Below are 21585 nucleotides of genomic sequence, written 5' to 3' on the forward strand. Positions count from 1 at the left end.
AGCGCTATTATTTACAGGTACAGCGAGCGAACAATCAGGAAGTGTCCTGCAAAGTAGCAGGCGGCGGCAATCGCGTTATCCGCCCGGAAACGGCGGCGGTAATGGCTACCCAGCCAGACGATATTGCCGATGAACAGCAGCGTCGCGCCGGTAAAGGCCGAAAGGGCTGGCGCCGTTGGGCGGAAGAACCACAGTTCGCCCGCCAGCCAGACCATGACCAGCGTCATGGCGATAAAAGTACATACCGGCCAGCGTAGCTCCTCCAGTCGCGTCCAGATAACGGCGATAAGCAACGCGCCGACTATCAGTAACGCCAGCGGCAGCGGCCAGAAGAACGACAACGTCATTTGGCTGGCAAAGTAAATGGTGTAGAGCAGATGCGATAAGAAAAATGCCCCGACGGCGTACAGCAGGCGTTGACGCGGTAAGAGCGTTAACGCATCGCCGACCAGCGAGGCGCACAGTCCGGCCAACACAAGATAACTGATGGCGTCAAACATCGGCGCTTGCCAGGCCAGTAACAGCAACAGTAATAACGTGACGGGCTTAAAAACCCAGCGTTGCCAGGCTGGCCCGCGATAGGAGGCGTCCACATACAGCCATGCGGACAGGCAGACAGCGATAAACGACCAAAGCATCTTAATTCCTTGAATTCGTTATTTTTTCGCAAACGGTATGCTTGCGGCTCTATTATTCAGTGTAGAGGCCGTGACGGTCAGATGACAACACTATAACGGGCAGGGTATGCTTATTTCCGCATTTTCTGACAGGTTAACAGTATGAGTAAGCCACCGCTTTTCTTCATTATAATCATCGCATTAATCGTGGTTGCCGCGTCGTTTCGCTTCGTTCAGCAACGGCGGGAAAAAGCCGCTAATGAGGCGGCGCCGTTACAGCAAAAGCTGGTCGTGGTCAGCAGTAAACGGGAGAAGCCGGTTAACGACCGACGCTCTCGCCAGCAGGAAGTGAGCCCGGCGGGAACCAGTATGCGCTATGAGGCCAGTTTTAAGCCGCTCAATGGCGGTCTCGAAAAAACGTTCCGTTTACAAGCGCAGCAGTACCACGCTTTGACGGTGGGCGATCAAGGTACGCTGAGCTATAAGGGAACGCGGTTCGTCGGGTTTGTTAGCCGTACCCCGGATAACGAATAAACCGTCATCCGGCAGCAAACGTTATTTTTTGTTCTTAAACTTCTTCTGCCAGACCAGCAGCTCAAACACGCCGAACAGGAAAATGCGGATTTTCTCTCCCGTCGTCATCTGCGGACCCTCTTTCGGTATCGTTGATTTCAGTAGCGCCAGTTGCATACCGTGCATCAGCGCCATGAACACCAACGCCACGTTGACGAAGATATTGAGCGGGCGCGGGAAGGGATGCACCAGATTAAGAATCAAAAATGCCCACACGAAGAGCATTAATAAGCGGCCCAGATTAATCAACATCATTTTCTCCTTGCGCGTCGCGCTGATACAGACGATAAGCGACCTGTCCGGCCACCTTTTCTCGATACAATGCCCAGTTCGCCGGAACGGGCGGCAGACCGTTTTCCACCTCGCTTTCTACATAAATTAGCGCGTCGTCGGCCAGCCATCCCTGGGTTTCCAGCAATTGTAACGTCTCTTCCAGCAGCCCTTTACGAAACGGCGGGTCGACAAAGACGACGTGATGCGGCGTCCCCGGCTGGCTGAGGAAGGCCAGAGTATTGGTATTGACGACGCGAGCATTGTTGGCTTTCAGCGTCGCCAGATTTTTTTGCAACTGCTGCGAAACGGCGCGATCCATTTCCAGTAACGTTGCCTGGGCCGCATAACGTGATAGCGCTTCCAGACCCAGCGCGCCGCTGCCGGCAAAGCAATCCAGACAATGGGCGTCTACCATTACCGGAGCCAGCCAGTTAAATAACGTTTCGCGCACGCGATCGGTGGTGGGACGCAGACCCGGGCTGTCCGGAACTGGTAATTTACGGCCACGCCATTGCCCGCCAATAATGCGGATTTGGCCGCTGCCAGAGTGAGTCGGTTTTTTCATTTCTCTTGCTCGAACCGCCTGTTGCAAGTTATTCCAGGCGGTGATGTGAATTAAGTTAAGTGATAGACTATTTCATCATTTTTTTAGCTTCCATGTATATAGCGCCGCGAGGGGTGTAGTCGCAGATGGCAAAACAGAAAAAACGTGGCTTCTTTTCCTGGTTGGGCTTCGGTGATAAAGAGCAGAAGCAGGAACAGACCGAAGAACAGCAGATTGTTGAGGAACAACGACCGGTTGAGCCCCCTGTTGAAACGGCGGCAGACGTAGACGCGCAAACGCCCGCGCACAGCAAAGCAGAAACCGAAGCCTTTGCGGAAGAGGTGGTGGACGTTACTGAGAAAGTTCAGGAGAGCGAAAAACCGCAGCCGGTAGAGCCGGAGCCCGCGGCGGCCATTGAGACGGCAGCGCCGCAGATCGCGGTGGAACGCGAGGAATTGCCGCTGCCGGAAGAGGTCAAAGACGAGGCTATCTCGGCGGAAGAGTGGCAGGCCGAAGCGGAAACCGTAGAAGTCATTGCCGCGGTAGAAGAAGAGGGCGAAAACGCGGCGAAATTCACCGACGAAGAGCTGGAAGCGCAGGCGCTGGCCGCTCAGGCGGCGGAAGAGGCGGTGATGGTTGTTCCGTCGGCGGAAGAAGACGCGCCGGTGGAAGCGATCGTTCAGGAGCAGGAAAAACCGACTAAAGAAGGTTTCTTTGCCCGCCTGAAACGCAGTCTGCTGAAAACCAAAGAAAATCTCGGTTCCGGATTTATCAGTCTGTTCCGCGGCAAGAAAATCGACGATGATTTGTTCGAGGAGCTGGAAGAGCAGTTGCTCATCGCTGATGTCGGGGTGGAAACCACGCGTAAGATTATCGCTAATCTGACGGAAGGCGCCAGCCGCAAACAGCTTAAAGATGCCGAGGCGCTGTATGGTCTGTTGAAAGACGAGATGGGCGAGATTCTGGCGAAGGTAGACGAACCGCTTAATATTGAAGGTAAAACGCCTTTTGTTATTCTGATGGTTGGCGTGAACGGCGTGGGTAAAACCACTACTATCGGTAAACTGGCGCGCCAGTTTGAGCAGCAGGGTAAATCAGTGATGCTGGCGGCGGGGGATACTTTCCGCGCGGCGGCGGTCGAACAGCTACAGGTCTGGGGACAGCGTAACAACATTCCGGTTATCGCCCAGCATACCGGCGCGGACTCCGCCTCGGTGATTTTTGACGCTATCCAGGCCGCGAAGGCGCGTAATGTGGATGTGTTAATTGCCGATACGGCAGGGCGTCTGCAGAACAAGTCGCACCTGATGGAAGAGCTGAAAAAAATCGTTCGCGTCATGAAAAAGCTGGACGAAGAAGCGCCACATGAAGTTATGCTGACCATTGACGCCAGCACCGGACAGAACGCGGTAAGCCAGGCCAAACTGTTCCATGAAGCGGTAGGCTTAACCGGTATTACCCTGACCAAGCTGGACGGTACGGCGAAAGGCGGGGTGATTTTCTCGGTAGCTGACCAGTTTGGCATTCCTATCCGTTACATTGGCGTGGGCGAACGTATCGAGGATTTGCGTCCGTTTAAGGCGGACGATTTTATTGAGGCACTTTTTGCCCGAGAGGATTAACAATGATTCGCTTTGAACATGTCAGCAAGGCCTATCTCGGCGGGAGACAAGCGCTGCAGGGAGTGACATTCCATATGCGGCCAGGCGAGATGGCGTTTCTGACCGGCCACTCCGGCGCGGGGAAAAGTACCCTGCTGAAGCTAATCTGTGGGATTGAGCGGCCCAGCGCCGGCAAAATCTTCTTCAGCGGGCATGATATTACGCGCCTGAAAAACCGCGAAGTGCCGTTTTTGCGCCGCCAGATTGGGATGATTTTCCAGGATCACCATCTGCTGATGGATCGCACGGTCTATGACAATGTGGCGATACCGTTAATCATTGCCGGCGCCAGCGGCGATGATATCCGTCGTCGTGTGTCGGCGGCGCTGGATAAGGTTGGACTACTGGACAAAGCGAGAAACTTCCCGATTCAACTCTCCGGAGGCGAACAACAGCGCGTGGGCATCGCCCGCGCGGTGGTCAATAAGCCAGCGGTATTGCTGGCGGATGAACCGACCGGGAACCTGGACGACGCGTTGTCGGAAGGGATTTTACGTCTGTTTGAAGAGTTTAACCGCGTAGGGGTGACGGTACTGATGGCGACGCACGATATTGGACTTATCTCCCGTCGTTCCTATAGGCAGCTCGTCCTGAGCGATGGACATCTGCATGGAGGCCTGGCCAATGAATAGGCGCGACGCGATTAACCAAATCAGGCAGTTCGGCGGACGGCTGGATCGACTGCGTAAGTCTCACGGCGGAACAGGCGGCGGGCGCAACGCGCCAGGACGCCAGAAGCCGACGCCGAAACCGAACTCACGTAAAACGAACGTCTTTAATGAGCAGGTGCGCTATGCCTGGCACGGCGCGCTGCAAGATCTGAAAAGCAAACCGCTGGCGACGTTTCTGACGGTGATGGTGATCGCCATCTCCCTGACGCTGCCCAGCGTCTGTTACATGGTCTATAAGAACGTCAACCAGGCGGCGACTCAGTATTATCCGTCGCCGCAGATCACCGTTTATCTGCAAAAAACGCTGGATGATGATGCGGCGGCGCGGGTTGTTGGACAGCTTCAGGCCGAGCAGGGCGTTGAGAAGGTCAACTACCTGTCCCGTGAGGACGCGCTGGGAGAATTCCGCAACTGGTCGGGTTTTGGCGGCGCGCTGGACATGCTGGAAGAGAACCCGCTGCCGGCGGTGGCGGTGGTGATCCCCAAGCTGGACTTCCAGAGTACCGCCTCGCTTAATACGCTGCGCGACCGTATCTCGCAGATTAACGGCATTGACGAAGTCCGCATGGATGATAGCTGGTTTGCGCGTCTGGCGGCGCTCACCGGGCTGGTGGGCCGCGTGTCGGCGATGATTGGCGTGCTGATGGTCGCGGCGGTCTTCCTCGTTATCGGCAACAGCGTGCGCCTGAGCATTTTTGCCCGTCGCGACACCATTAACGTGCAAAAGCTGATTGGCGCGACCGATGGCTTTATCCTGCGTCCGTTCCTCTACGGCGGCGCGTTGCTCGGTTTTTCCGGCGCGTTTCTTTCACTGATATTGTCTGAAATTTTGGTAATGCGTTTATCATCGGCGGTGACTGAAGTGGCGCAGGTCTTCGGCACGAAGTTTGATCTCAATGGTTTATCGTTCGATGAGTGCCTGTTGCTGCTGCTGGTCTGTTCCATGATCGGCTGGATCGCCGCCTGGCTGGCTACGGTGCAACATTTACGTCACTTTACTCCCGATTGATAAAATCGTGGTATAATCTTTCCCTGCAATGGGCTTCCGTTCGCAGGGAAAGAGTCCCTGTTGTCTCTTCCCCGCGTTTCATCTTCATGTCACATTATGTGTGTAAATTATGCACAGTGTTACATTGAACTTGTGGATAAAATCACTGTCTGATAAAAGAGTGGATGATATTCTCGTTGCTCATCGGCTTTGGCACGGTTGTTGCTCGCTGACGGTGCCAGGCAATACTGATTGAGAGGATTTGAATGACCAAAGAAATGCAAAATTTAGCTTTAGCCCCTGTTGGCAACCTGGAATCTTATATCCGGGCAGCGAACGCGTGGCCGATGTTATCGGCTGACGAGGAGCGGGCATTGGCTGAAAGGCTGCATTACCAGGGCGATCTGGAAGCAGCTAAAACGCTGATCCTGTCTCACCTGCGCTTTGTTGTTCATATTGCTCGTAACTATGCGGGCTATGGTCTGCCGCAGGCGGATTTGATCCAGGAAGGCAACATCGGCCTGATGAAAGCCGTACGTCGTTTCAACCCGGAAGTAGGCGTGCGCCTGGTCTCCTTCGCCGTACACTGGATTAAAGCAGAAATTCACGAATACGTGCTGCGTAACTGGCGTATCGTTAAAGTCGCAACCACGAAAGCGCAGCGTAAGCTGTTCTTTAATCTGCGTAAAACCAAGCAGCGTCTGGGCTGGTTTAATCAGGATGAGGTTGAAATGGTGGCGCGCGAACTGGGTGTTTCCAGTAAAGACGTGCGTGAGATGGAGTCGCGTATGGCGGCGCAGGACATGACGTTTGACATGTCTTCGGACGATGAGTCCGACAGCCAGCCAATGGCGCCGGTGCTGTATCTGCAGGATAAATCGTCTAACTTTGCCGACGGCATTGAAGACGATAACTGGGAAGAGCAGGCCGCTAACCGACTGACCGACGCGATGCAGGGGCTCGACGAGCGTAGCCAGGATATTATCCGCGCTCGCTGGCTGGACGAAGACAATAAGTCTACGTTGCAGGAGCTGGCCGATCGTTACGGCGTCTCCGCTGAGCGTGTGCGCCAGCTTGAAAAGAACGCCATGAAAAAGCTTCGCGCTGCGATCGAAGCGTAATCTTCGCGAATTGCCAATGAACCCTCGAATGTGAATTCGGGGGTTTTGTTTTTTGTAGGCCGGATAAGGCGTTTACGCTGCCATCCGGCAATACGTTTGCCCGATGTCGCTTCGCTTATCTGGCCTACGGGCCCTTCCTCCCCCCCACCGACACAAATCTGTTATCTGGATGTAAATTTAGCTATTCCAAAATAATAAAAATCGGGTATGTTTTAGCAGAGTATGCTGCTAAAGCACGGGTAGCTAGCCAATAATCGAAATAAAGTGCTGAACAATAACACCACAACACACGTAACAACCAGAATAATGGGGATTATCAGGATGAATATGAAGGGTAAAACGTTATTGGCAGGATGTATCGCCCTGTCATTAAGCCATATGGCATTCGCAGAGGACATTAAAGTCGCGGTTGTCGGCGCGATGTCCGGTCCGGTGGCGCAGTATGGCGACCAGGAATTTACCGGTGCGGAGCAGGCAATTGCCGATATCAATGCGAAAGGCGGTATTAAAGGCGATAAGCTCGTCGCGGTGAAATATGACGACGCCTGTGACCCGAAACAGGCGGTAGCTGTCGCTAACAAAGTGGTGAACGACGGCATCAAGTATGTTATCGGTCACTTATGCTCCTCTTCCACACAGCCAGCGTCTGATATCTACGAAGACGAAGGCATCCTGATGATAACCCCGGCGGCGACCGCGCCGGAGCTGACCGCGCGCGGCTATAACCTGATTTTGCGCACGACCGGCTTGGACTCTGACCAGGGGCCAACGGCGGCAAAGTATATTCTGGAGAAGGTAAAACCGCAGCGCATCGCGATTATCCACGATAAGCAGCAGTACGGCGAAGGGCTGGCGCGCGCGGTGCAGGACGGTCTGAAGAAAGGCGGCGTTAACGTCTTATTCTTTGACGGCATCACCGCTGGCGAAAAAGATTTCTCCACTCTGGTTGCGCGCCTGAAGAAAGAGAATATCGACTTTGTCTACTACGGCGGTTATCACCCGGAAATGGGGCAGATTTTGCGCCAGTCCCGCGCCGCAGGGCTGAAAACCCAGTTTATGGGGCCGGAAGGGGTCGCGAACGTCTCGCTGTCTAACATCGCCGGAGAGTCGGCGGAAGGCTTACTGGTCACCAAACCGAAGAACTACGATCAGGTCCCGGCGAACAAACCGATTGTGGATGCCATCAAAGCCAAGAAACAAGATCCTAGCGGCGCATTCGTGTGGACCACCTACGCCGCGCTGCAATCGTTGCAGGCGGGTCTGAACCAGTCTGACGATCCGGCGGAAATCGCCAAATACCTGAAAGGCGCCACGGTCGACACCGTAATGGGACCGCTGTCGTGGGATGAGAAAGGCGATCTGAAAGGATTTGAGTTCGGCGTGTTTGACTGGCATGCGAATGGTACGGCGACCGACGCGAAGTAATTGAGTGCCGGGTGGCGGCTTCGCCTTACCCGGCCTACATACCTGGAAAATTGCGAGGTGGTTTTTTATTTTTTGCTCCCGGCATGTAGGCCGGATAAGCGTCAGCGCCATCCGGCTTTTTTATCTTTTTTCCCAGCCATCCGCCTGGGCCGTAAACCCTAACGCCTGCATAAACGCGGCCATCACGCTACGGTCTTCAACACCGACATCCGCCATCCACCACGACGAGACGTTGGGATTATCGCGGATGACTTCTTCTACCAGGTATTGCCCGACGCCGCGGCGACGGGTGATTTCACGCACGCGTAAGGAATCCAGCGCGCCCTGCGTTCCGCTCAGCGTCACTCTTACGGCGCCCAACAAACGCTCGTTAAACCGCGCGGCATAAATCCGGTGCGTTTCATCTACGCTTAATGAGGAGGCGGAATATTCCGGCCAGATTTTGCCCAGATCGATCTGATCCTGAGCGCTAAAGTGTTCTAAACGAAGAATGGTCAGCTTCATCGACGGCTTGTCCCGATTTCAAAAGATGCGATCAGTGTACCGAAACAGGCAGGCCAGATGCTTTCTCTTTTTTGTGTCATTTACCAGGTTATTAATTTTTTAACAACGATAATTACAGTTTGAAGCATTAGAGAATGGAAAACAGGCAGCATAATTCCCTGAATGCTAGTGAATTATTCCGCTTAATATGCCGTTATTTTATGCTGACAAGCGTGCTTTTTTTTGTTTATCTATAGCGAAAAGCAGAATATTATCTTTTCTTAATAGACTGAAAAATAGAGATTTTAATCTTATTATGCTTTAAATTCTGCGCTAACTCATTAATGAGTCAGTAAAAAGCGCACCATTTATAAAAAGTACAGTCTGCTTTTTAACCAGCAAAAAACAAAACATATAACATCACGAATGGGGATACAGGCACATGAAACGGAAAGCGAAAACAATAATCGCAGGGATTGTTGCATTAGCAGTCTCGCAGGGGGCAATGGCAGATGATATTAAAGTCGCCATAGTCGGGGCGATGTCCGGCCCGGTAGCGCAATGGGGCGATATGGAATTTAACGGCGCGCGCCAGGCCATTAAAGACATCAACGCTAAAGGCGGTATTAAAGGCGATAAGCTGGTCGGCGTAGAGTACGATGATGCCTGCGATCCAAAACAGGCGGTGGCGGTGGCCAACAAAATCGTTAACGACGGTATTCAGTACGTTATTGGTCACTTGTGTTCTTCTTCTACTCAGCCAGCATCCGATATCTATGAAGATGAAGGTATTCTGATGATCTCCCCGGGGGCGACTAACCCGGAGCTGACCCAGCGCGGCTATCAGTACATTATGCGTACCGCCGGCCTGGACTCCTCCCAGGGGCCAACGGCCGCGAAATACATCCTGGAAACGGTGAAACCGCAGCGCATCGCTATCATTCACGATAAACAGCAATACGGCGAAGGACTGGCGCGCTCCGTGCAGGATGGCCTGAAGCAGGGCAATGCCAATATTGTCTTTTTTGATGGTATTACCGCCGGTGAAAAAGATTTCTCCGCCCTGATTGCTCGCTTGCAAAAAGAGAATATCGACTTTGTGTATTACGGCGGCTACTACCCGGAAATGGGGCAGATGCTGCGCCAGGCGCGGGCTAATGGCCTGAAAACGCAATTTATGGGGCCGGAAGGCGTGGGTAACGCGTCGCTGTCCAATATTGCGGGCGGTGCGGCGGAAGGCATGTTGGTGACGATGCCAAAACGTTATGACCAGGACCCGGCGAATAAGGCGATTGTCGAGGCGCTGAAAGCCGACAAGAAAGATCCCAGCGGTCCGTACGTCTGGATCACCTACGCCGCCGTCCAGTCGCTGACGACCGCAATGACGCGTAGCGCCAGCCATGCTCCACTGGATCTGGTGAAAGATCTTAAAGCGAACGGGGCTGATACCGTTATTGGGCCGCTGAAATGGGATGAAAAAGGCGATCTTAAGGGATTTGAATTTGGCGTCTTCCAGTGGCACGCCGACGGCTCGTCAACCGTCGCGAAGTAATGCCAGAAGATAAGTTATCCCACCGCCCGCACGCCGGGCGGGTTTAAAAAGGTTACCTTATGTCCGAGCAGTTTCTCTATTTCTTGCAGCAGATGTTTAACGGCGTCACGCTGGGGAGCACCTACGCGCTGATTGCTATCGGTTATACGATGGTGTACGGCATTATCGGCATGATCAACTTCGCTCATGGCGAGGTGTATATGATCGGCAGCTACGTCTCTTTTATGATCATCGCCGCGCTAATGATGATGGGAATAGACACCAGTTGGCTCCTGGTGGCCGCCGGATTTATCGGCGCGATTATTATTGCCAGCGCCTACGGCTGGAGTATCGAGCGAGTCGCTTACCGGCCTGTGCGCAATTCCAAGCGCCTGATTGCCCTGATTTCCGCCATCGGGATGTCCATCTTCCTGCAAAACTACGTCAGCCTGACGGAAGGTTCGCGCGACGTGGCGTTACCCAGCCTGTTTAACGGCCAGTGGATTGTGGGCAGCAGCGAAAACTTTTCCGCGTCCATCACCACCATGCAGGCGGTTATCTGGATAGTCACCTTTCTGGCTATGCTGGCGCTCACCATTTTCATTCGCTACTCCCGGATGGGCCGCGCCTGCCGCGCCTGCGCGGAGGATCTGAAAATGGCTAGCCTGCTCGGCATTAATACCGACCGCGTCATTGCGCTAACGTTTGTTATCGGCGCGGCAATGGCGGCGGTGGCGGGTGTGCTGCTTGGGCAATTTTACGGCGTGATTAACCCCTACATCGGTTTTATGGCCGGGATGAAAGCGTTCACCGCGGCGGTGCTGGGCGGTATTGGCAGCATTCCGGGCGCGATGATCGGCGGTCTGATTTTGGGCGTTGCCGAAGCGCTCTCGTCTGCATATTTAAGTACCGAATATAAAGATGTCGTGTCGTTCGCTCTGCTGATTCTGGTACTGCTGGTGATGCCGACCGGTATCCTGGGGCGTCCGGAGGTAGAGAAAGTATGAAACCGATGCATATTGCGATGGCTCTGTTCTCTGCGGCGATGTTCTTCGTTCTGGCTGGCGTCTTCATGGGCGTACAACTGGAGCTGGACGGCACCAAACTGGTGGTGGATACCGCCGCCGACATTCGCTGGCAGTGGATCTTTATCGGTACGGCAGTGGTTTTTTTCTTTCAGTTGCTGCGTCCGATGTTCCAGAAAGCGGTGAAGCACGTCTCCGGACCGAAGTTTATTCTGCCGGCGATCGATGGCTCTACCGTTAAGCAAAAGCTGTTTCTGATGGCGCTGCTGGTTATCGCCGTGGCGTGGCCGTTTATGGTGTCGCGCGGTAGCGTGGATATCGCCACTATGACCATGATTTATATCATCCTCGGTCTGGGGCTGAACGTGGTGGTGGGGCTGTCCGGCCTGCTGGTATTGGGCTACGGCGGCTTTTACGCCATCGGCGCTTATACCTTTGCGCTGCTCAACCACTATTATGGTTTGGGTTTCTGGACCTGCCTGCCGCTGGCGGGACTGGTCTCCGCCGCCGCCGGTTTCCTGCTCGGCTTCCCGGTACTGCGCCTGCGCGGCGACTATCTGGCGATTGTGACGCTCGGCTTCGGCGAAATCGTCCGTATCCTGTTGCTCAACAACACTGAAATTACCGGCGGCCCGAACGGTATCAGTCAGATCCCCAAACCGACGCTGTTTGGTCTGGAGTTTAGCCGCAGTACCCGCGAAGGCGGCTGGGATACCTTCAGCAATTTCTTTGGCGTGAAGTACGACCCATCCGACCGGGTCATTTTCCTCTATCTGGTGGCCCTGTTGCTGGTGGTCCTGTCGTTGTTTGTCATTAACCGCCTGCTGCGTATGCCGCTGGGCCGGGCGTGGGAAGCGTTGCGTGAAGATGAGATCGCCTGTCGCTCATTAGGTTTAAGCCCGACGCGCATCAAGCTGACCGCTTTTACTATCAGCGCCGCGTTTGCCGGTTTCGCCGGGACGTTGTTTGCCGCCCGCCAGGGCTTTGTCAGCCCGGAATCCTTCACCTTCGCCGAATCCGCCTTCGTGCTGGCGATTGTGGTGCTGGGCGGAATGGGCTCGCAGTTTGCGGTGATCCTGGCGGCGGTTCTGTTGGTGGTGTCGCGCGAGTTGATGCGCGATTTCAACGAATACAGCATGTTGATGCTCGGCGGTTTAATGGTGTTGATGATGATCTGGCGCCCGCAGGGATTGTTGCCGATGACGCGTCCGCAGTTGAAGCTGAAAAGTGGTCAGGCGAAAGGAGAGCAGGCATGAGTCAGCCATTATTAGCGGTTAACGGCCTGATGATGCGCTTTGGCGGTTTGCTGGCGGTCAACAATGTATCGCTGGAATTGCGTGAGCGGGAAATTGTGTCGCTGATTGGCCCTAACGGCGCGGGTAAAACGACGGTGTTTAACTGCCTGACCGGTTTTTATAAGCCGACAGGCGGTACGATCACGTTGCGCGAGCGGCATCTGGAAGGATTGCCGGGCCAGCAGATCGCCCGCATGGGCGTGGTACGCACTTTCCAGCATGTGCGCCTGTTTCGCGAAATGACGGTGATTGAAAACCTGCTGGTGGCGCAGCACCAGCAACTGAAAACGGGCCTCTTTTCCGGCCTGTTGAAAACGCCCGCTTTCCGCCGCGCGCAAAGCGAAGCGCTGGACCGCGCGGCGACCTGGCTTGAGCGTATTGGCCTGCTGGAACATGCCAACCGCCAGGCCAGTAATCTGGCCTACGGCGACCAGCGTCGGCTGGAGATTGCCCGCTGCATGGTGACGCAGCCAGAAATTCTGATGCTCGACGAACCGGCGGCCGGCCTTAACCCGAAAGAGACCAAAGAGCTGGATGAGCTGATTGCCGAACTACGTAACCATCACAACACCACTATCTTGCTGATTGAACACGATATGAAGCTGGTGATGGGCATTTCCGATCGCATTTACGTGGTGAACCAGGGCACGCCGCTGGCGAACGGCACGCCGGAAGAGATCCGCAACAACCCGGACGTCATCCGCGCTTATCTGGGTGAGGCATAAGATGGAAAAAACGATGTTAACGTTTGAAAAAGTCAGCGCCCACTACGGCAAGATTCAGGCGCTGCACGACGTCAGTCTGCACATCAACCAGGGGGAAATCGTTACCCTGATTGGCGCTAACGGCGCGGGGAAAACGACGCTGCTTGGCACCTTGTGCGGCGATCCGCGCGCCTCCAGCGGACGGGTGGTGTTTGACGGTAAAGACATCACCGACTGGCAGACGGCGAAAATCATGCGTGAAGCGGTGGCGATAGTGCCGGAAGGGCGGCGCGTCTTCTCGCGGATGACGGTAGAAGAGAATCTGGCGATGGGCGGTTTTTTTGCCGAGCGCGATCGGTTTCAGGAGCGTATCAAATGGGTGTACGAGCTGTTTCCGCGCCTGCATGAACGCCGTATCCAGCGAGCGGGCACCATGTCCGGCGGCGAACAGCAGATGCTGGCGATTGGCCGCGCGCTGATGAGCCAGCCGAGGCTATTGCTGCTGGATGAACCGTCGCTGGGGCTGGCGCCGATCATCATCCAGCAGATCTTCGACACCATTGAGCAGTTGCGCGAGCAGGGTATGACCATCTTCCTTGTCGAGCAAAACGCTAACCAGGCGCTGAAGCTCGCCGACCGCGGTTATGTGCTGGAAAACGGCCACGTGGTGCTATCCGATACCGGTGATGCGCTGCTGGCGAACGAAGCGGTGCGCAGCGCCTATCTGGGCGGATAAGGCGCAGTTTACAGCTGCCATCTGGCAAACGCGCCCGGTGGCGCTACCGCTTACCGGACCTGGCGGATTACTCGGCATTCGGCAAATCAGTAGAACATTTTTCGTACCAACATGTTATAGTTGAGAATAGTTATCAACTATAACCACCGAAGAAGGAGCAAGGATGATACGTTCAGGCGCCTGCATAATGGGAACGCTGTTGTTCGCGGCTTCGTTCAGTGTTAACGCCTTAACCTCAAACGATTTTGATCCCCGCGATCCTGCTATCTGGCAAGAAGAAACCGCAACGCCTTATCCACTGGCCGCAACGACCTGCGAAGTGCGTCATCATCCGGATTGTGCAACGTGGGAGGATGAAAAATCCGACATTCAGCGTGAACGCGAGCGGCGAGATCAGCGGCGCTTACAAAATCTGTACAAAAAGTATTCTCATCGTGATTAACTGCTGACGCCAGCCAAATAACGCATGTCTGGTCAGCATTACGCTGTCAGACGTGCCGTAGCTCCCACTTTTCTTTTCCGGCGCTTTCACTGCCTTGCCATCTCTCTGTCGCCTTACTATCTTTTTTTTGTAATAAAAAAGTTATTTTTCTGTCATTCGAGCATGTCATGTTACCCCCGCGAACATAAAACGCGTGATATCGCGCATCCCGGCACAAAAAGAGAGATAACCGATGATATCGTTACGACATACAGCTTTAGGACTGGCGCTGAGTCTGGCATTTACGGGTCAGGCGTTGGCCGTCACCACTATTCCATTCTGGCATTCAATGGAAGGGGAGTTAGGCAAAGAAGTTGATTCACTGGCGCAACGTTTCAACCAGGCCAATCCGGATTACAAAATCGTTCCGGTCTATAAGGGGAACTATGAACAGAACCTGAGCGCCGGGATCGCGGCATTCCGTACCGGCAACGCGCCGGCAATATTGCAGGTTTATGAGGTTGGGACAGCGACCATGATGGCCTCGAAAGCCATTAAGCCGGTTTATGAAGTGTTTAAAGACGCCGGTATTAACTTTGACGAGTCCCAGTTTGTACCAACCGTTGCAGGCTACTACACCGATGCTAAAAGCGGGCATCTGCTCTCCCAGCCCTTTAACAGCTCCACGCCGGTACTGTACTACAACAAAGACGCCTTTAAGAAAGCCGGTTTAGATCCGGAACAGCCGCCGAAAACCTGGCAGGAGCTGGCTGACTATACCGCGAAACTGAGAGCGGCAGGCATGAAATGCGGTTACGCCAGCGGCTGGCAAGGTTGGATCCAACTGGAAAACTTCAGCGCCTGGAACGGTCTCCCCTTCGCCAGTAAAAACAATGGCTTTGACGGTACAGATGCGGTGCTGGAGTTTAATAAACCAGAGCAGGTGAAACATATCGCGCTGCTGGAAGAGATGAATAAAAAAGGCGATTTTAGCTATGTTGGGCGTAAGGACGAGTCTACCGAGAAGTTTTATAACGGTGACTGCGCGATGACAACCGCGTCCTCCGGCTCGCTCGCCAATATCCGCCAGTATGCCAAATTTAACTATGGCGTGGGTATGATGCCGTACGACGCTGATATCAAGGGCGCGCCGCAAAACGCCATTATCGGCGGAGCCAGCCTATGGGTCATGCAGGGTAAAGATAAAGAAACCTATACCGGCGTCGCCAAATTCCTCGACTTCCTGGCAAAACCGGAAAACGCTGCTGAATGGCATCAAAAAACCGGCTACCTGCCGATTACCACCGCCGCCTACGAGCTGACCCGCGAGCAGGGTTATTACGATAAAAACCCCGGTGCGGATATCGCCACTCGCCAGATGTTGAATAAGCCGCCGTTACCCTTCACCAAAGGCTTGCGTCTGGGCAATATGCCGCAGATTCGTACCATCGTGGACGAAGAGCTGGAAAGCGTCTGGACCGGGAAGAAAACCCCACAACAGGCGTTGGATACCGCGGTGGATCGCGGGAATCAGTTACTGCGTCGTTTTGAGAAAGCGAGCAAATCTTAAGTGTATAAGTGCCTGGTGGCGCTGCGCTTATCAGGCCTACAGCGTTTGTAGGCCGGATAAGGTGCTTGCACCGCCATCCGGCACCTTCCAGGAAAAGAACCTTCATGTCATCATCCCGTCCGGTGTTCCGCTCGCGCTGGCTGCCGTATTTACTGGTTGCCCCGCAGTTGGTTATCACCGTTATTTTCTTTATCTGGCCTGCGGGCGAAGCGCTGTGGTATTCGCTGCAAAGCGTCGATCCGTTTGGTTTTTCCAGCCAATTTGTCGGGCTGGAGAATTTTGTCGCGCTTTTTCACGACAGTTATTATCTCGACGCCTTCTGGACGACGATTAAATTCAGCGCGCTGGTCACGTTTAGCGGCCTGCTGGTCTCGCTGTTTTTCGCCGCCCTGGTGGATTACGTGGTGCGCGGCAGCCGTTTTTATCAGACGCTGATGCTGCTGCCTTATGCCGTCGCGCCCGCCGTCGCCGCCGTATTGTGGATTTTCCTGTTTAACCCGGGGCGGGGATTAATCACCCATTTCCTCGGCGAATTCGGCTATGACTGGAACCACGCGCAAAACAGCGGTCAGGCGATGTTCCTGGTGGTATTTGCGTCAGTCTGGAAGCAGATTAGTTACAACTTTTTATTCTTCTTTGCCGCGCTGCAATCCATTCCCCGCTCGCTGGTGGAAGCGGCGGCCATTGACGGCGCCGGGCCGATTCGTCGTTTCTTCCGGCTTTCTTTGCCGCTTATTGCGCCGGTCAGTTTCTTCCTGCTGGTGGTCAACCTGGTGTACGCCTTTTTCGACACCTTCCCGGTGATCGACGCCGCGACCGCCGGCGGGCCGGTACAAGCCACCACGACGCTGATTTATAAGATTTATCGCGAAGGGTTTACCGGCCTGGATCTCTCGGCGTCCGCCGCGCAGTCGGTGGTGTTGATGTTCCTCGTCATCATTCTGACGGTGGTGCAGTTCCGCTATGTAGAAAGTAAGGTGCGTTACCAATGATAGAGAATCGTCGCGGGCTGACAATATTCAGCCATACCATGCTGATTCTGGGGATCGCGGTCATTTTGTTTCCGCTGTATGTCGCGTTTGTCGCGGCGACGCTGGACGACCGCGCGGTGTTTGAGACGCCGATGACGCTGCTTCCCGGCACGCAGTTACTGGAGAATATCAAAACTATTTGGGTCAACGGCGTCGGTGTTAATAGCGCGCCATTCTGGCTGATGATGCTTAACAGTTTCATTATGGCGTTCAGCATTACGGTAGGCAAAATCACGGTATCTATGCTTTCCGCATTCGCCATCGTCTGGTTTCGTTTTCCCCTGCGTAACCTGTTCTTCTGGATGATTTTTATCACCCTGATGCTGCCGGTTGAAGTGCGTATCTTCCCGACGGTGGAAGTGATCGCCAACCTGAAAATGCTCGACAGCTATGCCGGTCTGACGCTACCGCTGATGGCGTCCGCTACCGCCACTTTCCTGTTTCGTCAGTTCTTTATGACGCTTCCGGATGAACTGGTGGAGGCGGCCCGTATTGACGGCGCGTCGCCGATGCGCTTTTTCCGCGACATCGTGTTGCCGCTGTCAAAAACCAACCTGGCGGCGTTATTCGTCATCACCTTTATCTACGGCTGGAACCAGTATCTGTGGCCGCTGTTGATTATCACCGACGTGAATCTTGGCACTGCCGTAGCGGGTATCAAAGGGATGATCGCCACTGGCGAAGGTACCACGCAATGGAACCAGGTGATGGCGGCAATGCTGCTCACCCTTATTCCCCCGGTTGTCATCGTTTTAGCCATGCAGCGCGCGTTTGTGCGTGGCCTGGTCGATAGTGAGAAATAAAATGGCTGGTTTAAAACTACAGGCAGTAACCAAAAGCTGGGACGGCAAAACCCAGGTAATTCAACCGCTGACGCTGGACGTGGCGGATGGCGAATTTATCGTGATGGTCGGGCCGTCCGGCTGCGGCAAATCAACGTTGTTGCGGATGGTGGCCGGTCTGGAACGCGTGACCAGCGGCGATATCTGGATTGATCGCAAACGTGTCACCGAGATGGAGCCCAAAGATCGCGGCATCGCGATGGTATTTCAGAACTATGCTCTCTATCCCCATATGAGCGTAGAGGAGAACATGGCGTGGGGACTAAAAATTCGCGGTATGAGCAAAGCGCATATTGAAGAACGCGTGCGGGAGGCGGCGCGCATTCTGGAGCTGGACGGCCTGCTTAAACGCCGTCCACGCGAGCTTTCCGGCGGTCAACGGCAGCGCGTGGCAATGGGGCGCGCGATCGTCCGCGAGCCGGCAGTCTTCTTATTCGACGAACCGCTCTCTAATCTCGACGCCAAGCTGCGCGTGCAGATGCGTCTGGAGTTACAACATCTGCATCGTCGCCTTCGTACCACCTCGCTCTATGTTACTCACGATCAGGTAGAGGCGATGACGCTGGCCCAGCGGGTGATGGTGATGAATAAAGGCGTCGCAGAACAGATTGGCACGCCGGTAGAGGTGTATGAAAAACCGGCCAGTCGCTTCGTGGCGAGCTTTATTGGCAGCCCGGCGATGAACCTGTTGGACGGCGTTATCAGCGCTTCCGGCGACCGTTTCGAATTGCCTGGCGGTCTGGCGTTACCAATAGGTGCGGACTATCGGGGTCATGCCGGACGTAACATGACGCTGGGTATCCGACCGGAGCATATTGCGTTAAGCTCGCAGGCGGAAGGCGGCGTGCCGCTAACGGTAGATACGCTGGAGATTCTGGGCGCGGATAATCTGGCGCATGGGCGCTGGGGCGATCAGAAACTGGTGGTGCGGTTGGCGCATCAGCAGCGCCCGGCGGCGGGCAGTACGCTATGGCTGCATCTGCCGGAACATCAGCGACATCTTTTTGATGGCGAAACAGGACAACGTGTATGAGTAACTGGCCTTATCCCCACATTGTCGCCCATCGCGGCGGCGGTAAACTGGCGCCGGAAAACACTCTGGCGGCGATTGACGTGGGCGCGCGATACGGGCACACCATGATTGAGTTTGATGCCAAGCTGTCGAAAGACGGCGAAATTTTCCTGCTGCATGACGATAACCTGGAGCGCACCAGCAACGGTTGGGGCGTGGCGGGCGAGTTGAACTGGCAGGATTTATTGCGTGTGGACGCTGGCGGTTGGTTTAGCGGCGAATTTAAAGGCGAGCCGCTGCCGTTGCTCTCGCAGGTGGCGGAGCGCTGCCGTAAACACGGCATGATGGCGAATATTGAGATCAAACCGACAACGGGGAGCGGAAGGCTAACAGGACGCGTCGTGGCGTTGGCCGCCCGCGAACTGTGGACCGGGATGACGCCGCCGCTGCTTTCTTCCTTTGAGATAGAGGCGCTGGAAGCGGCGCAGGCGGCAGCACCTGAACTGCCGCGCGGGTTACTGCTGGATAAATGGCGTGAAGACTGGCGTGAACTGACGATCCGTCTGGGCTGTGTTTCCCTCCATCTCAACCATAAATTACTCGATGAGACGCGAGTGCAAGAGATTAAGGCCGCGGGTCTGCGGATTCTGGTGTATACCGTCAATCAGCCCCAGCGGGCGGCAGAGCTGCTGCGCTGGGGCGTGGATTGTATCTGCACCGATCGTATTGATGACATCGGCCCTCACTTTCAGTTTTAAGGGCTGTCAGTTTTAAGGGCTGATGGTTTTCAGCGGGATGTCAGGCTGCGGCGTCCCGCTGTCCTGCTGCAACATTGGCTGGGAATGGTTTAGCATCCGGTCCGGATTTCCGCTGCCGCTGAGCATTCCGCCCTGCGTATTGGGCAGCGTTTGCTGGCCGAGCATACCGTTGCCCGGCTGTCCCTGCTGAACCCGCTGCGTATTGGCATTCAACTGCGACTGTAGATTTTGCTGCTGGCTGCGCGCCTGCGTTTGCATCTGTTGTTTCAACATACCCTGCTGCTGAATCTGCTGCGTTTGCATCTGCGTCTGCATACGCTGCTGGCTGGGAATCTTATAACCTGGCTGATTAGGATTATTCATAGTGTTAATTGGCTGTGCCAATACAGCAAAGGGTAACAAAGCCGTAATAAGTAGTAAGCGTTTCATTGTCGTCTCCTCCCGATGAGGCCTCTTTTTAAGTGTACCTCTATTTCGCCATGATGATGATTTTTTAAGCGTTGTGGACCAGGATTAAACGGGACATACACCCATTTATCTGGAGAAAAACAACGATGAAACCAACGTTTATGCGCTGGGTGGCGATCGCCGCTCTGCTGGCCGGGGGGACGTTTAGCGCGGTGGCCAATCCTCCCGTCGCGCCGCCAGTCTCCTATGGTGTTGAAGAAGATGTCTTTCATCCTGTACGGGCGACGCAAGGGATGGTGGCGTCCGTGGATGCAATGGCGACGCAGGTTGGCGTGGATATCTTAAAGCAGGGCGGTAATGCCGTGGATGCCGCCGTCGCCGTGGGCTATGCGCTGGCTGTCACGCATCCGCAAGCCGGGAATCTGGGCGGCGGAGGATTTATGCTGCTGCGCACTAAAGATGGCGCTACCACGGCGATCGATTTTCGTGAAATGGCGCCTGCTGGCGCGACCCGTGATATGTTCCTCGACGATCAGGGTAACGCCGATGCGAAAAAGTCGCTGACGTCGCATCTGGCATCCGGTACGCCAGGTACCGTGGCGGGGTTCTCGCTGGCGCTGGAGAAATACGGCACGATGCCGCTGAATAAAGTGGTGCGTCCGGCGATGAAGCTGGCGGAAGAGGGTTTTGTGGTTAACGATGCGCTGGCCGACGACTTAAAAACTTACGGCAGCGAAGTGATCCCCAACCATGAGAACAGCAAAGCCATTTTCTGGAAAGACGGCGAGCCGCTGAAAAAAGGCGATAAGCTGGTCCAGAAGAATCTGGCGAAAAGCCTGGAAATGATTGCCGAAAACGGCCCGGATGCGTTTTATAAAGGGGCGATTGCTGACCAGATTGCCGGAGAAATGCAGAAGAACGGCGGTCTGATGATCAAAGAGGATTTAGCCAGCTATAAAGCCGTTGAGCGTACGCCAATCAGCGGTGACTATCGCGGGTATCAGGTCTTCTCCATGCCGCCGCCATCCTCGGGCGGTATTCACATCGTACAGATCCTTAATATTCTTGAAAATTTCGACATGAAGAAGTTCGGCTTTGGCAGCGCCGATGCCATGCAAATCATGGCGGAAGCGGAAAAATACGCCTACGCTGACCGCTCAGAGTATCTGGGCGATCCGGACTTTGTGAAAGTGCCGTGGCAGGCGCTGACCCACAAAGCCTATGCGAAAACGCTGGCCGATCAAATTGATATCAACAAGGCCAAACCTTCCAGCCAGATAAAACCGGGCAAGCTCGCCCCGTATGAAAGCAACCAGACCACCCACTTCTCGGTGGTGGATAAAGACGGCAATGCTGTGGCGGTGACCTATACCCTGAACACCACCTTCGGCACAGGAATTGTGGCGGGAAATACCGGTATTCTGCTGAATAATCAAATGGATGATTTTTCTGCTAAACCCGGTGTACCTAATGTTTATGGCCTGGTGGGCGGCGATGCTAACGCGGTCGGTCCGAAGAAGCGTCCGCTGTCGTCGATGTCGCCCACTATCGTCGTTAAAGAGGGCAAAACCTGGCTGGTGACCGGCAGTCCTGGCGGGAGTCGAATCATCACTACTGTGCTGCAAATGGTAGTGAACAGCATTGATTTTGGCATGAACGTCGCCGAAGCGACCAACGCGCCGCGTTTCCATCATCAATGGTTGCCGGACGAGCTGCGGGTAGAAAAGGGCTTCAGCCCCGATACGCTGAAGTTGCTGGAACAGAAAGGGCAGAAAGTGGCGCTGAAAGAAGCGATGGGCAGCACCCAAAGTATTATGGTTGGACCGGATGGCGAACTGTATGGCGCGTCTGACCCGCGTTCGGTGGATGATTTAACGGCGGGATACTGATTTTTAA

Annotated in this window: 23 protein-coding genes and 1 pseudogene; 18 read left to right on the forward strand and 6 right to left on the reverse strand. The window is 54.7% G+C overall.

From position 1 onward, the window contains the following. Positions 1-11 precede the first annotated feature (11 nt). Positions 12-638 carry a lysoplasmalogenase gene (locus tag NA330_RS16735; protein WP_000964735.1) on the reverse strand — a complete coding sequence of 209 codons (627 nt, stop codon included), beginning with the start codon at positions 636-638 and terminating at the stop codon, positions 12-14. 141 nt (positions 639-779) lie between these two features. On the opposite strand from NA330_RS16735, the gene NA330_RS16740 reads away from it, so the two are divergent. Continuing rightward, entirely contained in the window at positions 780-1151 is a 372-nt protein-coding gene (locus NA330_RS16740) for a DUF2500 domain-containing protein (RefSeq protein ID WP_000042852.1), read from the forward strand. A 21-nt stretch (positions 1152-1172) separates the two neighbouring features. Here NA330_RS16740 and NA330_RS16745 read toward each other — a convergent pair whose 3' ends face one another. Then, positions 1173-1442: a DUF1145 family protein gene (locus tag NA330_RS16745; RefSeq protein ID WP_000906759.1), complete on the reverse strand. Its 270-nt coding sequence runs from the start codon at positions 1440-1442 to the stop codon at positions 1173-1175. Further along, the gene (gene rsmD / locus NA330_RS16750; RefSeq protein WP_000743275.1) at positions 1432-2028 is read right to left on the reverse strand and encodes a 16S rRNA (guanine(966)-N(2))-methyltransferase; all 597 of its coding nucleotides are present in this window, start codon (positions 2026-2028) and stop codon (positions 1432-1434) included. The genes NA330_RS16745 and rsmD overlap by 11 nt, the downstream gene beginning before the upstream one ends. A gap of 125 nt (positions 2029-2153) precedes the next feature. Here rsmD and ftsY point away from each other — a divergent pair, with 125 nt between their 5' ends. The 5 genes from ftsY to livJ all read left to right on the forward strand — a co-directional run bounded on the left by ftsY (position 2154) and on the right by livJ (position 7873). Further along, entirely contained in the window at positions 2154-3629 is a 1476-nt protein-coding gene (gene ftsY / locus NA330_RS16755) for a signal recognition particle-docking protein FtsY (protein WP_001118684.1), read from the forward strand. Positions 3630-3631: 2 nt separating this feature from the next. Next, positions 3632-4300: a cell division ATP-binding protein FtsE gene (gene ftsE / locus NA330_RS16760; RefSeq protein ID WP_000617729.1), complete on the forward strand. Its 669-nt coding sequence runs from the start codon at positions 3632-3634 to the stop codon at positions 4298-4300. Next, the gene (gene ftsX / locus NA330_RS16765) at positions 4293-5348 is read left to right on the forward strand and encodes a permease-like cell division protein FtsX (protein ID WP_023241885.1); all 1056 of its coding nucleotides are present in this window, start codon (positions 4293-4295) and stop codon (positions 5346-5348) included. The genes ftsE and ftsX overlap by 8 nt, the downstream gene beginning before the upstream one ends. A 245-nt stretch (positions 5349-5593) precedes the next feature. Continuing rightward, positions 5594-6448, forward strand: a complete 855-nt coding sequence (gene rpoH, locus NA330_RS16770; RefSeq protein WP_000159621.1) for an RNA polymerase sigma factor RpoH — start codon at positions 5594-5596, stop codon at positions 6446-6448. Positions 6449-6769: 321 nt separating this feature from the next. Then, on the forward strand, positions 6770-7873 hold the full coding sequence (livJ, locus tag NA330_RS16775) for a branched chain amino acid ABC transporter substrate-binding protein LivJ (RefSeq protein ID WP_023241886.1): 1104 nt from the start codon (positions 6770-6772) through the stop codon (positions 7871-7873). A gap of 41 nt (positions 7874-7914) precedes the next feature. On the opposite strand, the pseudogene NA330_RS16780 reads toward livJ, so the two are convergent. Together NA330_RS16780 and panM are read right to left on the reverse strand one after the other, a co-directional pair. Then, positions 7915-8009, reverse strand: a pseudogene (locus NA330_RS16780) (hypothetical protein); the annotation flags it as partial. After that, positions 7994-8377 (reverse strand): aspartate 1-decarboxylase autocleavage activator PanM, encoded by a 384-nt coding sequence (gene panM / locus NA330_RS16785; protein WP_000778872.1) that lies wholly within the window; start codon positions 8375-8377, stop codon positions 7994-7996. The gene panM and the pseudogene NA330_RS16780, both read right to left, overlap by 16 nt. A gap of 421 nt (positions 8378-8798) precedes the next feature. Between panM and livK the strand changes: the two genes are divergently transcribed. The 11 genes from livK to ugpQ all read left to right on the forward strand — a co-directional run bounded on the left by livK (position 8799) and on the right by ugpQ (position 19281). After that, positions 8799-9908, forward strand: a complete 1110-nt coding sequence (gene livK / locus NA330_RS16790; RefSeq protein WP_000822977.1) for a high-affinity branched-chain amino acid ABC transporter substrate-binding protein LivK — start codon at positions 8799-8801, stop codon at positions 9906-9908. A gap of 59 nt (positions 9909-9967) precedes the next feature. Further along, positions 9968-10894 carry a high-affinity branched-chain amino acid ABC transporter permease LivH gene (gene livH / locus NA330_RS16795; RefSeq protein ID WP_000003007.1) on the forward strand — a complete coding sequence of 309 codons (927 nt, stop codon included), beginning with the start codon at positions 9968-9970 and terminating at the stop codon, positions 10892-10894. Beyond that, complete coding sequence (gene livM, locus NA330_RS16800; RefSeq protein ID WP_000803766.1) at positions 10891-12168, forward strand: branched chain amino acid ABC transporter permease LivM; 1278 nt, start codon at positions 10891-10893, stop codon at positions 12166-12168. The genes livH and livM overlap by 4 nt, the downstream gene beginning before the upstream one ends. Next, positions 12165-12932, forward strand: a complete 768-nt coding sequence (gene livG / locus NA330_RS16805; protein ID WP_000082083.1) for a high-affinity branched-chain amino acid ABC transporter ATP-binding protein LivG — start codon at positions 12165-12167, stop codon at positions 12930-12932. Before livM ends, livG begins: the two co-directional genes overlap by 4 nt. Before the next feature lies 1 nt (position 12933). Further along, complete coding sequence (gene livF / locus NA330_RS16810) at positions 12934-13647, forward strand: high-affinity branched-chain amino acid ABC transporter ATP-binding protein LivF (protein WP_000416114.1); 714 nt, start codon at positions 12934-12936, stop codon at positions 13645-13647. A gap of 163 nt (positions 13648-13810) precedes the next feature. Then, a complete protein-coding gene (locus NA330_RS16815; protein ID WP_000621260.1) occupies positions 13811-14089 on the forward strand; it encodes a hypothetical protein in 279 nt (92 codons plus the stop codon). A gap of 232 nt (positions 14090-14321) precedes the next feature. Beyond that, on the forward strand, positions 14322-15638 hold the full coding sequence (gene ugpB / locus NA330_RS16820) for a sn-glycerol-3-phosphate ABC transporter substrate-binding protein UgpB (RefSeq protein WP_000624747.1): 1317 nt from the start codon (positions 14322-14324) through the stop codon (positions 15636-15638). A gap of 104 nt (positions 15639-15742) precedes the next feature. Continuing rightward, the gene (ugpA, locus tag NA330_RS16825; protein WP_000099303.1) at positions 15743-16630 is read left to right on the forward strand and encodes a sn-glycerol-3-phosphate ABC transporter permease UgpA; all 888 of its coding nucleotides are present in this window, start codon (positions 15743-15745) and stop codon (positions 16628-16630) included. Then, positions 16627-17472, forward strand: coding sequence for a sn-glycerol-3-phosphate ABC transporter permease UgpE (ugpE, locus tag NA330_RS16830; protein WP_000572196.1), 846 nt, complete (start codon positions 16627-16629; stop codon positions 17470-17472). Before ugpA ends, ugpE begins: the two co-directional genes overlap by 4 nt. A 1-nt stretch (position 17473) precedes the next feature. Beyond that, positions 17474-18544 carry a sn-glycerol-3-phosphate import ATP-binding protein UgpC gene (locus NA330_RS16835; RefSeq protein WP_000907838.1) on the forward strand — a complete coding sequence of 357 codons (1071 nt, stop codon included), beginning with the start codon at positions 17474-17476 and terminating at the stop codon, positions 18542-18544. Next, positions 18541-19281 (forward strand): glycerophosphodiester phosphodiesterase, encoded by a 741-nt coding sequence (gene ugpQ / locus NA330_RS16840; RefSeq protein WP_023241887.1) that lies wholly within the window; start codon positions 18541-18543, stop codon positions 19279-19281. Before NA330_RS16835 ends, ugpQ begins: the two co-directional genes overlap by 4 nt. 12 nt (positions 19282-19293) lie before the next feature. On the opposite strand, the gene NA330_RS16845 is transcribed toward ugpQ, so the two are convergent. Further along, entirely contained in the window at positions 19294-19710 is a 417-nt protein-coding gene (locus tag NA330_RS16845; RefSeq protein WP_023224168.1) for a DUF2756 family protein, read from the reverse strand. 125 nt (positions 19711-19835) lie between these two features. Here NA330_RS16845 and ggt point away from each other — a divergent pair, with 125 nt between their 5' ends. After that, positions 19836-21578, forward strand: a complete 1743-nt coding sequence (gene ggt / locus NA330_RS16850; protein ID WP_023241888.1) for a gamma-glutamyltransferase — start codon at positions 19836-19838, stop codon at positions 21576-21578. Positions 21579-21585: the final 7 nt, after the last annotated feature.

Source organism: Salmonella sp. NW722, from assembly GCF_051702785.1.
Lineage (GTDB): Bacteria > Pseudomonadota > Gammaproteobacteria > Enterobacterales > Enterobacteriaceae > Salmonella > Salmonella enterica.